At 36.3% G+C, this 12,488-nt stretch carries 9 protein-coding genes; 4 read left to right on the forward strand and 5 right to left on the reverse strand.

All coding sequences use genetic code 11. The features are described 5' to 3' along the window. Window positions 1-195: 195 nt before the first annotated feature. From D9780_RS04865 to D9780_RS04875, 3 genes are all read right to left on the reverse strand, one after another. Entirely contained in the window at window positions 196-3,252 is a 3,057-nt protein-coding gene (locus tag D9780_RS04865) for a transglycosylase domain-containing protein (RefSeq protein WP_121639457.1), read from the reverse strand. A 497-nt stretch (window positions 3,253-3,749) separates the two neighbouring features. After that, window positions 3,750-4,181 (reverse strand): DUF4064 domain-containing protein, encoded by a 432-nt coding sequence (locus D9780_RS04870; RefSeq protein ID WP_073010008.1) that lies wholly within the window; start codon window positions 4,179-4,181, stop codon window positions 3,750-3,752. Between the two features lie 280 nt (window positions 4,182-4,461). Continuing rightward, on the reverse strand, window positions 4,462-5,430 hold the full coding sequence (locus tag D9780_RS04875) for a transposase (RefSeq protein ID WP_121639458.1): 969 nt from the start codon (window positions 5,428-5,430) through the stop codon (window positions 4,462-4,464). Between the two features lie 209 nt (window positions 5,431-5,639). Between D9780_RS04875 and D9780_RS04880 the strand changes: the two genes are divergently transcribed. Together D9780_RS04880 and D9780_RS04885 are read left to right on the forward strand one after the other, a co-directional pair. Continuing rightward, entirely contained in the window at window positions 5,640-7,484 is a 1,845-nt protein-coding gene (locus D9780_RS04880; RefSeq protein ID WP_121639459.1) for a ribonuclease YeeF family protein, read from the forward strand. A 6-nt stretch (window positions 7,485-7,490) separates the two neighbouring features. Further along, a complete protein-coding gene (locus D9780_RS04885) occupies window positions 7,491-7,772 on the forward strand; it encodes a hypothetical protein (protein WP_121639460.1) in 282 nt (93 codons plus the stop codon). Window positions 7,773-8,004: 232 nt separating this feature from the next. On the opposite strand, the gene rpsD is transcribed toward D9780_RS04885, so the two are convergent. Then, entirely contained in the window at window positions 8,005-8,607 is a 603-nt protein-coding gene (gene rpsD / locus D9780_RS04890; RefSeq protein WP_121639461.1) for a 30S ribosomal protein S4, read from the reverse strand. Window positions 8,608-8,992: 385 nt separating this feature from the next. Here rpsD and D9780_RS04895 point away from each other — a divergent pair, with 385 nt between their 5' ends. Next, window positions 8,993-10,747, forward strand: a complete 1,755-nt coding sequence (locus D9780_RS04895) for a sensor domain-containing diguanylate cyclase (RefSeq protein ID WP_162985787.1) — start codon at window positions 8,993-8,995, stop codon at window positions 10,745-10,747. 87 nt (window positions 10,748-10,834) lie between these two features. On the opposite strand, the gene D9780_RS04900 is transcribed toward D9780_RS04895, so the two are convergent. Beyond that, window positions 10,835-11,341 carry a GAF domain-containing protein gene (locus D9780_RS04900; RefSeq protein WP_121639463.1) on the reverse strand — a complete coding sequence of 169 codons (507 nt, stop codon included), beginning with the start codon at window positions 11,339-11,341 and terminating at the stop codon, window positions 10,835-10,837. 116 nt (window positions 11,342-11,457) lie between these two features. Between D9780_RS04900 and refZ the strand changes: the two genes are divergently transcribed. Further along, complete coding sequence (gene refZ / locus D9780_RS04905; RefSeq protein ID WP_073010022.1) at window positions 11,458-12,078, forward strand: forespore capture DNA-binding protein RefZ; 621 nt, start codon at window positions 11,458-11,460, stop codon at window positions 12,076-12,078. Window positions 12,079-12,488 lie beyond the last annotated feature (410 nt).

The following is a 12,488-nucleotide window of genomic DNA, read 5'->3' on the forward strand; positions in this document are numbered from 1 at the left end:
GCTTACATACCATTATACAACAGTACGATCAGAATTTTTAGTGAAATCTATAATAAATGTATTGAGAAGAGGAGAGAGGCACGTCTGTTAGATTAATGCTGGCCTTTCCTTATAATACATAGAAAACCAAAAATCCCGTAGGTACGAGATTTTTGGTTTTTATAGAGAATCATATCTTTTCAGCTGCAAGAAAAGTTATTCTTCGGTTGTTGCTTCTGGTGTATCGTCTCCTTCTGCGTCTTGATTTTCTTCTGTACTGTCTTTATCATCATCTTCTGTATTTTCGGGTTGCTTATCTGTCTCATCCGTTGTTGTTTCAGCTTGCTGTTCTTCTTGGACAGCATTGGATGGTTTTTCAGCTTCTTTATGGCTTTCTTTATTGTTTCCTTTATCTGGTTTTTCTGGTTCTTCTTTTTTTGTATCGCCAACGATTAACTCTGCAGAAGGTGTAGATTCCTTCCCGAAATAGTCGACTGCCTTCACATAATAGCGCGCGTTCCCGCTGTTAATATTGTAAGAAGTAGAAGTTGTATGACCAATTTGGGAGAAGCTGTTACCTGGCCCAGTAGCTTGGTAAATGCGGTACCCGACCACGTCTTTGCTTGATGACTTGCCCCAAGTAAGTTTTCCGCCGCTTTTTCTTAATGAACTCGGCGTATTTGGTGCTTTGCCATCATTTTTAATCGCACCTCCAGAACTGCTTCCAACACCACTAATCTTCTCCCATTTTTCCCGCTCTGTTCGTGGGAACAAGATACTGAGGTCACTTAATTTATCGTAGCCTTTTCGTTTTAAAAATGCCGAGTTAAATGCTAAACCATCTCCAATGGTAAATTCACTAGGCGTATTTGGACCTGCCGCAATTGTTTTTCCATTGACTACAACCATACTTCCACCAGATACGAGGCTATCATCTACTTTAGTTGGAACGTATTTACTGTTATAAATATCGCTTTTCACTAAACCAGCTTGTTCACAAAGCTCTGAAGGTAGTAAACCTGATATAGCACAATAACTTCTTGAAACAATCCCATTAGGTCGTTGAAAGTTTTTAGATGGTGCCAACAACTTTGGGTCTACATCTGTTGCGCTGTTAATTAATTCCGCCCATAACTTAATATTTCGCTGTCCATAGCTTAGGCCCATTCCTGCATCATTTAAGGAATACGCGGTTTTATATCCAATCCATGTTCCAAATGTAACATTAGGGTTTGTTGCTACGAACCAAGAATCCTTATACTCTTGAGATGTCCCAGTTTTACCTGCCCAGTCAACACCGCGATGTTTCAATTGTGAATTAGCGTATACTCCGGTACCATTTGTGAGTACATCTCGCATCATATCTACAGTTAAATAAGTTGTTTGTGGAGAGAAAACATCAACAGCATCTGCTTTATGCTCATAAACTACATCTCCACTTTTTGTCGTTATTTTCTCAATCATATAGGCATCAACAAATTTTCCGTTATTACCAAACGTTGTAAAGGCGTTCACATTTTCCTCCACAGATACACCATGCTCCATACCTCCGATGGATAAGGAAGGATGCACATGATCTCCTTTGGTTAGTGATGTGAAACCCATTTTTTCCAAATATTTGGAAGCAGGGTCGTTGTTAATTATTTTTGAGTAAATTTCAGCTACAGGAAAGTTATGCGATTTTGCTAAGGCTTCTCTGGCTGAAATAAGTCCGTAATGTCCTCCACTGTAGTTTCCTGGCTTACCAAACTCCCAACCTGGTATCTGTTTTGGGTAGTCAGCAATAACGCTACCTGGTTGAATAACCCCTTCTTCCATAGCGGGAGCGTATGCTAATAAGGGTTTCATTGTACTTCCATTAGATCTTTTGCCTTGAAATGCATGGTTCCAATTATCGTCTTCATAGCCACGACCACCAACGAAGCTGAGAATCTTTCCAGAACTATTTTCAATTAAAACACTAGCTGTTTGCACTTTTTCTGTAATTTTTTCTACTTCACCAGTATTTGGATTTTTTTTCGTGTAAGTACGGTCTGGTCCATAGTAAGCAAATTCTTTGGCAGTTTTTTGCATAGCATCATACATTTTTTTGTCAATTGTAGTATGGATTTCATAACCATTAACCCGTAAATCGCGTTTAGCACGCTCTAAATAATCAGCTTGCAAATCTTTGTCCGTTTCCAAGTCTTTCTCGCTATGCCCATCTTTTTTGGCCAACTGCTTTGCTAAGATTTTTTCCGCTCTATCTTCTATGGTAAAAGTTAAATAGGGATATTTATCAATTGAAGAAGGCGAACCTTCTGTAAAATCTTTCGCAACATCATAAGCTGAGGCTTCTTTATATTCTTTCTCCGTAATATACTCAGATTCATACATCCTTTTTAGGACAGATTTCATGCGGTCAATGCCATATTGTAGCATGTCTTTGTCTTTTAGAGTACCATCATTTTGAAACGGTGTATACATGGACGGGCTTTGCGGTAACCCAGCTAAATAAGCTGATTGAGCAAGGTTTAATTCTTTTGCTGAAACACCAAAAACTCCTTGAGCAGCGGTTTCTATTCCTGCAATATTATCGCCTGACGCGTTTCTCCCGTACGGCACGACGTTGAGATACGCTTCTAATATTTCTTCTTTCTCAAAGAACCGTTCTAGACGTAAAGCGAGTAACATCTCTTTTGCTTTCCGCTCAAAAGAAACTTCATTGGTTAAAATTTGGTTTTTAATAAGCTGTTGTGTTAGTGTGCTTCCACCTGTTTTTGTCTCGGCGTTGGTTACTTCTTGAAAAATAGCCCGAACAATCGCCTTTGGGACAATACCTTTATGCTCTTGAAAATACTCATCTTCTGTTGCGATAACCGCATCAATTAAATGCGGGGATATGTTTTTCAGAGTTGTTTCTTCCCTGTAAAGATCCGATTGCAATTCACCCAAGTAAGTTTCATTCGCAAAATACAATTTAGACGTTTCATCGTAATTGTATATGTCTTGCTTCATCACCTGATAAGGTAGGACAGGTTCGTCCTTGACCAGCGAAGCGAAATACCCAGCACCTACGCCACCAGCAAAAAACACACCAATTAAACCTATGATAAGAAAAAATAGAATAACATTCCAAACAACATGATAGGAAATGCGTGAGGTTCGCTGGATTTTGCCTGTTCTCCATAATTCCTTCCATTCTTGAAGTAATGGTCGGGAAGATGTACTTGTTTGGCTTAATTTAGATTTCCATTTATCGAATAAAGCTTGACATTTTTCTTTAAAATTCATGTACTACCCTCCTAAATCCTTTCTTATTATAGCACAATCCTATCAAAGGCAATAACAAAATTTTTCCTGCTATTGCATATTCAATGGCTTTGTAATTAAGATACATATACAAATGCCAAATTGACGACAGAGGGCAGAAAGATAAACATCTTGCAGAAAAATGAAGTAACACTGTATTGCAATGTCGATTGTACAGAAGGCATTATATAATATCTACGTTGAAAAGATTTTGTTAAGTAGGTCGTAAATGAATTGCCCTTTTTTAGGGGCAGGTATGCTTGGGGGACTTTTAAATGAAAAAGAGGATTAAAGACGTAGGTTACGCGTTATGTTCTACAAGCAGATATCGAGTTGAGGACAAATTTAAGGGAATTTGAAAAGCGAGCGAGTAGTATTTTAATTATATGTTAAACAAGTGATGTAAAGTTGTAGACATAGGGGTTTTTGCAAAAATAATAGCCAGTACCCATTTCAAGTGGGTACCGACCATATAACATTTATTCGATCATTTTTTTAGGTCTACGAACGAGGGCAATAATACCTGCGATTAGGTAAGCGGCGCCTCCGAAAATACCAAAGAAAAGGCTGGCAACGGTACCTACAATAGCGGTAACAATGAGTAATATTCCTGCAGCTTTCGGTTTTTTGTCTCCTATTAAGAAGAAAAATGCAAGGGCACCCAACGCTACTTGAACTAAAAACACAAAGAATAGATAGTTTGTTCCTGTTTCAAGCACGGTTTTAAACTCTTGTTCATTTAATTCTTCAACTCCAGGTTGCGAAGTTTCTTCTTGGAGTTGCATAAACTCTTCAACCATTGATTTCATCGTATCATTATCCGTAAACGCAACGACCCCAACACTAACTGTCATTAACAAGAAAATCACTAATCCAATACTAGTGAAAATCATTTCAACTGTACGCTTCATTTTTATACCTCCTATACATCGATTAACTCAATATCTGTTAGTTGATAAATGAGTCGTGAAATTTACCTTTGAGAAAATTATATGTATGCAAATAAAGGAAACATGCTAATAAGATATCACATTTTTTCATAGTAAGCTATTGAGAACCAGTAATGGTATGTGCCAAGTTCTTGTCGACATAGTTATAACCTCAATGTGTTTAGAGCGCTGCGCTATCCTTAGGATGGCGCGGCGCATTATTCTCGAATATTTTTTGTGAGGTCTTTCCACTGTGCTTTCCCTACAGGACAAGGAAAGCTACGACAGTCAAACATCGTACAAAGTTCGAGGAGTTTCCGTTCTTAAATTCCGCATCCACGGCAGCTTGGACATTATAAGCTGGTTTGAGTTGACCATTCCTCATATGATCATCTTTCATTCGCATAAACGTGGCATTATGGTCTGTTTTAGAATAACTGTTTCGTTTCTCTCCCATAATCTGATTGGAAGTATCGTAGTGTTCTTTACGTTGAAGCATTTCCTTTACTTGTTCATGATAACGTTGAAGGACCGTTTTTCTTTTCCCTTTTCCATAAACGAACGTAATGTTTTCTTTCGCGTTTACTTTCTCCAGGAAAACAAGCACTTTTTTCAAATCTTCTAAAAAAGTCTCGTAAGGACTGGTGAAAATCTGACAGTATGTTGTATTAATCTGTTCCAACAGGGCTTGCCATTTGGTATACATCTTGGCTTCATGTTTGGTGATTGCCTTTTTCCATACGAAAGAATACCGGTTGGCATACGCTTCGATTTTGGTGCCATCGATATAGATGGTTTCACCGGTAATTGCTTCTTGTTGATAAAGCCACGCGACTTGTTGAAAGAAGAGCTGTTCCATCACCGTATCGGTCAGATATTTTTGCTTAAAACGACTGATAGTAGAATGATCAGGAGCTGCATACCCTTGAAGAAGCCAACGGAAATTGATATCCCGACGACATGCTTTTTCTATCCCTCGGGAAGAGTAGATTTTTTGCGAGGATGCGTAGGTAATGACCTTAAATAGAATGACTGGATCGACTGCTGGTTTTCTCCCTTTGGAAGCGTATGCCTGCAGTAGTTCTCTATAATCCATCCTTTCACATAAGAGGCAGTGGAGCCGGACCGAATCATCCATAGGAATCATTTCTTCTACATCCATCGGTAAATATAATTGATAATTTGCTGCAGTTTGCGTATACTGGGCTTGTATCATTCTTTTATTTGTCATAAATCAATAATACATGAGAGCAGACCCTTTGTGGTCTGTTTTTTTGTGTATACACAAAAAAGCTGTTACACAATCAGTTATCTGATTGTGCAACAGCCCCTAATTTTTGCAATAAAATATTTAATAAACAATTCCATATATTTCATACTTTTAGTATAATGCGAATAAAGGGGTTACATTGAAATTATTACCAATGGGGATGGGAGGGGATGTTCATTAAGGCGCTTTATGTGAGCGACCTCCATAGCTATATTGACAAAACGATATCACGCCTAGAACAAGTACATATACAAGTGAAAAACATCCAGAAGAGTATAGAAGCTATGATAGCTTTGGAGGATGAATTTAAAGGAAAACTGGCTAATTCCATTCGTGCCTTTTATCAAGAGGTGCACATGCCGTTTCTGTTGTTTCTAGAGGGATTTATTACGAAATACACCGATACTTTACAGGAAATGAAGAAGTCGATTCAGTACATGGAACCAGATAAAGACGGGGTTATTCGAGAAGATTTTCTTTCTCAAGATGTACGACGGGGATTAGAACGGATGGAACAAGTTACGATGGATTTAACAGATGAAGCGAATGCTATTATCCAATCGGTAAGTGATATTGTGGACTTACCTAAGATAGATGATAGCGAGTTCTTGGATAATGTACAACATGGAAAGAAAAAGACCCATAAGACCCTAGAAAAGTTGTATGAATTGGATCGTCATAATACAGCTAAGCTGGAACCGATTGAACAAGATATTCACATGATGAAAAACTACATTAGCCAAATCCGCGAGTTAGGAAATAATGGCCAAATACATATTGGCAATTACCAAGCACGGCAATTAGCAGATCAAAAGTTTCATAAAGAGCTAATAGGCGGCATTAGGAGTAAGGCTGTTCGAAATGCCGTTGGTCTAGAGACGGTGCTTGGTGAGGTTGGCAAGTATCTATTATCTCAGCATTTGCCACCAGCAAACTTGTTCGTGCATTATCTACAGAAAAAATTCGGGCTACAAACAATGGATTATAGCTACCGAGCAATGCAGGCAGCTGTGGCAGCATCAGGAGATAGTTTAACTACAAGGGAATTTACTACCATTGAACATCAAGTAGTTTCCTCAGTAAAGATCTCCGACTATAAAAAAGTACACCAGGGAACTTACTATACGTTGACAGATGGTAGATTTGTAAGGAAATATCAATCAGAATCCGGAAACGTTGAGTATAAATTAGTGGATGCTATTCCTGCTGACAGACACAAGCCAAAAGAGCCGGAAAAGAATTGGATTGAAAAGACAACACAAGGAATAGCCAAAGCAGGTTTACACGTAGGTTTAGCAGGATATAAGACTGGAAAAACGGGCTTAAAACTTTCCAAGAAAGCGTTAGACTTTGTTATTGTAGATGATATAAAAACCGTTCTGGACTCAGAGGCCTCTACAGGTGAAAGATTATGGACTGGCGCTTCTATTATTCCAGCGGGCAAAGTCTTAAAGCTAGTTAAAGCTGGCGGAGTTATTAAATTTGCGGACAAGGGTAAGCAGACAGCGAAGAAGGTTAAGGATCTAGATAATGCTTTTGTAAACAAAAACAATAATTTATATAGAGGGGATAGTTTACTTTACTCTCCAAAAAGACAAAACGGGATTAAAAAGCCTCACATCTCAAATACCGGAAATTTGGTTCCAGCTAATAAGGATGGTCTATATAAAGAAAGGCAAGTTACTGTTACAGAGCATATACTCGGAGGATATAGAAGAGGCGCTAAGTCTAATAGCCCTTATACTAGCTTTACCAATAACAAAAATGTAGTTGGCAATTATGGTGGAAGCACTGTTGAATTAGATATTTCTGCCCTAAGAAAAAATATAAGATCAGGAAATGTAAAAGATGTAGTTATACTATCACCAAAACAAATTGAAAAATTAATAGAAAGAGATAATTATACGTCTGATTTTTGGAAGAGAAGAGCTGTAAACTGGACGAAAAGGGATAAAGAATATTTAATTAAAGGTGAAATTCCGGGTCAGTTTATTAAGGTTTCGTCAAAGGAGTGAAAATTTTTGAAACTATATTTTTCAAACGAATGCTTAGGGGAAATTAAAAACGTAAATGTTGAGGGTATGTGGGTAAATGGAAATATAATACCCAATAAGAATATTGAAAAATTCAAGGCTTTTTTTGCCGCAATTGTTAATGAAGAAAATGAGTTAGTAGAAGCAAATTTTAATAAAGAATGGTTAGATGATAATAATTGGTATATAATAGATAACCAAAAAGAAAAAAAAGGAATAGTTATACCGGCGGTTTATCCAGATGGGGATATTTACTGGAGATGGAGATAAGTACGGATATATTTTCATAGTATTGATAAACAAAGAGAAGGCATAAAAACCTTTTCTTTTTACTTATTTTAAAATAAAGAAACGCCTGTCCACACTTTCTTAAAATCCTCCCCCAAATGAATGAGGGAGTATACATTATTTTACGAAGCCATAAAAAACAGAAAAGCCCTAGAATGCTTGATAAAACAAGCTTTCTAGGGCTTTGGAAACTGTTAAAAAATATACTCTGAAATTAACGAGAGTAGAATTCGACAATTAAGGATTCGTTAATTTCTGCTGGTAACTCTTCACGCTCTGCGTAGCGCGTGAATGTTCCTTCTAATTTTTCTTCATCAAGTGACAAGTAATCAGGAACAAAGTTGTTTACTTCCATTGCTTCTTTTACGATATCTAGGTTTTTAGATTTTTCACGTAAACCGATAACTTGGCCAGGTTTGACCATGTAAGATGGAATATCTACGCGAGAACCATCAACTGTAATATGACCATGGTTAACAAGCTGGCGAGCTTGTCTGCGTGTACGAGCAAAACCTAAGCGGTAAACTAAGTTATCAAGACGAGAATCAAGTAATAGCATGAAATTCTCACCGTGAACACCTTTCATTTTTCCTGCTTTGTTAAACAAAGTACGGAATTGACGTTCATTTAAACCATACATAAAACGAAGCTTTTGCTTTTCTTGTTGCTGTAAACCATATTCAGACATTTTTTTACGTTGATTCGGTCCATGTTGACCTGGTGCGTAAGGACGTTTATCTAACTCCTTACCAGTTCCTGTTAATGAAATGCCAAGACGACGTGATTTTTTCCATACTGGTCCAGTATAGCGAGCCATAAGACATTTCCTCCTTTTTCTTTTATTTGTATAAAATAAAAGAGCGTGTTCTATTCACTTGCTCATGATGTTTTCATGTACCATCGCTCCAGCAGCTAAGAGTTACGCGATACACCTCTTTATTTGGAGGAACAACATGACAACAGGTGCCAGATCACTAAGGCTACTTTATTATTTTACACAACGAATAGTATATAGTTTTTTTGTTTATAAGTCAACTATTTGAGGTGAATTAAATATTATGTTTTGTTATAGGAATAAAGTCCTATTTGGTTTATAATAGAAATAAAAAAAGATATATAGTCAAGGGTTATTTCAAGTATATGATCTGAATATCTTGGCATTCTTTAGGATTATAAAATATTTTATTAAGATGGTGAGAATAATGGATTTACAACATGTAAGGGATCATCTACAACAAGCATATGATAAATTACTCTGTAGTATATGGGATTGCAAGCGTATGGACCACTTGTCATTTATTGTAAATCAAATATATGCTTTAAATGATGTTGACGTTGTGGCTGTTTATCAATGGCATGGTACCTACTACAAACGCATTCTTTTACACGAGCTAAAAAACAGTACGTATGCTACTCCTGAAAAGATGACAATAGAGAAACAAAAGCTTTACGAAGGAACAAATGAAAAGGGATACTCGATACAGGTAAAGGAGGATTATTTGTTATTAATTACAACAAGGAAGCCTATGCAAGCTTCCATTCGTTCTCTTATACGTTCCGAAGTTATAAATATGTTGGATGTGATGCAAGGACAAATGAATGAAAGAACACAATATCAATTCCTTTACCATTTAACGGCTACTTTGTTTGTGCAAAAACAGAAATCAACCATCGTAGAAATAATAGTGCATGCCTTCATGCACTTTTATCCTACCATTAAAATTCATTTATCGTTATCACAAGACACGGAAATAGATGTTGATTATCCAATAGAACCAATTGAATATAAGGATAAACAGTCAGCAAGTTTGAGTACCAAGGCATTTATATCTGGAGAGGTGCAAGTTGAAAAACAATTAGAAACTGTATCCAGCATTTTCTTGCCGTTAACAGGAAACCAAGGCGTTTATGGTGTCATTCAATTATTTGGGAAGGGTGGGCATGATTTTTCAAACCAAGATATTTTATTTGTAACTAATGTAGCGCAAACGGCAGGGAAGGCAATTGAAAATGCTAGTCTAATGGAACATAACAAACGACTCATTTCAGAATTAAAATTAATTAATGACGTCACGCATCACCTTAATTCCAACTTAGATTTGAAAGATATTGCGGAGTATATACGAGACACCATTATAGAAATATGTGAAGCACAGGAAATTGGCTTTATTTTTTATACGAAAACTGGAGAGATGACAATTTTACAAGCAAGCACAGATTATTTTCATGGTTCTGATAGCTTTACTACGTTTTTAATGGAGCAAGACATGCGAGCAACCTTTCATGGAAATTACAATGCTTTTCCCGGTTTGCCATATCGCTCTTTAATATGGATTCCTTTACAGCAAGGAGTTAAGGTTTATGGCATGGTAGTACTTATGCATTCTTCTTCTTATTTCTTTTCCTTTGAGATGTTTAAATTTATGCAATCACTTATTCAGCATTGTTCTTTAGCGTTCTTTAACACTATTTTAAAAGAAGAACTTCAAAAAGCAGTGATTACAGATGATTTAACGAAACTTTATTCGAGGAATTATTTAGAAGGAAAAATTAGTCAACAGCGACAAATAACACGAAATGGTTCATTAATTCTTTTTGATATTGATGATTTTAAAAAAGTAAATGATACATATGGACACCATGTTGGTGATCATGTGTTAAAACAAGTAGCGGAAATTATTCGGCAATATTCGAATCATCACGCAATTCCAGCAAGATGGGGTGGGGAAGAGTTAGCGATTTACGCACCGGATAAGAAAATTAACGAAGCGGTAGTATTGGCAGAAGAAATTTGCAACTATGTGGAAAATAATACGGACCCGCCAGTAACTCTCTCTTGTGGTGTGTCTACTTGGGAAAACAATTACAATGACTCTATTAGTGAGTTGTTTATTCGTGCAGATCGTGCACTGTACAAGGCAAAGCATAAAGGTAAAAACAGTGTTGTAAGAGGGTAGGTGTAACAAATGGTGTAAGACCCATCCATATGACAGTGTGAAAAGCTACAGCTTCCGCTATAAAAAGTTGACGGCAAGCCAAGTTTTCTAACTAGTCGTCTTAGGTACGCTTAAATAGTACTGCAACGTTTGTACAAATTTCTCCAAGTAAATTCGATCTGTTTCATCAAATCGGTCATGTATAGGGCTATCAATATCTAGTACGCCAAATATTTTATCATCTAGTATAATAGGTACGACTATTTCCGAATTAGTGTCCCCATCGCAAGCAATATGACCAGGGAATTGGTGGACATCTGCAACGAGTTGCGTCTTTTTTTCCACAATAGCTGTACCACAAACGCCTTTTCCATAACCAATTCGAATACAGGCTGGTAAGCCTTGAAAAGGCCCTAGCACTAATTCATTTTGTTCTTCTTTCCAAATATAAAATCCAACCCAGTTTGTGTTATCTAAAAATTGATTTAAAAGCGCAGATGCATTAGAGAGAACGGCTATTTCATCTTGCTCCCCATCGCTTAACGCTTGAAGCTGGCGAATTAACAAATCATAATCTTTCTGTTTATCTCCCGAATAATAAATAGTTTGAAACATAAAAAAACGTCCCCTTTATTACAGTGAATTTCGACAAAGGTGTTATTTTTGTCGAGTAAAAAATGCAGGATAAGTGATTCCGTTTGTCGTAAAGTTGATATAAGGAGTTGAATTAAATGAAAATAAATCCCTCAAAACAAAAGGTTATTGAAGCGGCTACTGAACTCTTTTTTCAAAAAGGGTTTCATGGTACATCCGTACGTGATATTGCAGATAAAGCAAGAGTCAATGTATCCTTGATCAGCTATTATTTCAAAGGAAAACAAGGTTTACTTGAATTTGCTGTTACAGATTACTATGAAAAATACCTTGAAACAGTAGAAGCTACCATTAAACAGAATCAACATTTAAACAAATTGCAACAACTAAAAGAATTAATTTTTTTCATTATACAGTATAAACAAACAAAGCATCAATTCTCTTGTTTTATCCATAGAGAGTTGTCATTAGATTCCGTTTTTGTAAGAGAAATCTCCGTTACATACTTAGCGAAGGAAAATCATCTATTAACTCAAGCGTTCTACGGAGTGTTGGATGAGGAACGGACATCAATTAATGATCGAACCTATTTGTTTATGCAGTTGAAAGGTATGTTAGTAACACCATATATGATGCCAAATGAATGGAAACATCAAATAATTGGAGAATACTCGCACCAAATCTTCGTTCGAAATTATGTGAAAACAATTCATGACTGGCTTGATTGTTTAGTTATGAAGCAAAAAAATTATGCGTAGAGGATAGATTTGATAGACAAATAAAGTCATTTCGTATAAGGTTTGCAAATTATAGAATGGGAGGAAATAATTTCTAGGGATTATTTTTATTTATCAAATGTAATATTTTTAACGATTATGCAATTAATTTGTATTTTTTTAGCAAAAGGTACGTAGAACATGGTATTATAATAGGTAGATTTATTATGATTCGCTAAATATAATGTTAAAAAACCATTCTCAAATTTTGTTATTATAATACCTATACGAACTACAGTCGAAAGTTGTGTGTATTTTTAACTTCCCTTGTTTAAGAGAATGTTTGTTATATGCTTATATAAGAGTTGCGTGATACCTTGAATCCGCGTGAGTAGTGGTTTCAATATAAATATTAAAGGCGTATCGTTTTAGTTATCGAAGCGTTGTAATTG

The sequence above is a fragment of the Virgibacillus sp. Bac330 genome (genome assembly GCF_003667845.1).
GTDB lineage: Bacteria > Bacillota > Bacilli > Bacillales > Amphibacillaceae > Virgibacillus > Virgibacillus chiguensis.

Bases quoted from the DNA above. Each gene is read 5' to 3' on its own strand.
- D9780_RS04865 (WP_121639457.1), bottom strand. From the start codon at position 3,252: ATGAATTTTAAAGAAAAATGTCAAGCTTTATTCGATAAATGGAAATCT.
- D9780_RS04870 (WP_073010008.1), bottom strand. From the start codon at position 4,181: ATGAAGCGTACAGTTGAAATGATTTTCACTAGTATTGGATTAGTGATT.
- D9780_RS04875 (WP_121639458.1), bottom strand. From the start codon at position 5,430: ATGACAAATAAAAGAATGATACAAGCCCAGTATACGCAAACTGCAGCA.
- D9780_RS04880 (WP_121639459.1), top strand. From the start codon at position 5,640: ATGTTCATTAAGGCGCTTTATGTGAGCGACCTCCATAGCTATATTGAC.
- rpsD (WP_121639461.1), bottom strand. From the start codon at position 8,607: ATGGCTCGCTATACTGGACCAGTATGGAAAAAATCACGTCGTCTTGGC.
- D9780_RS04895 (WP_162985787.1), top strand. From the start codon at position 8,993: ATGGATTTACAACATGTAAGGGATCATCTACAACAAGCATATGATAAA.
- D9780_RS04900 (WP_121639463.1), bottom strand. From the start codon at position 11,341: ATGTTTCAAACTATTTATTATTCGGGAGATAAACAGAAAGATTATGAT.
- refZ (WP_073010022.1), top strand. From the start codon at position 11,458: ATGAAAATAAATCCCTCAAAACAAAAGGTTATTGAAGCGGCTACTGAA.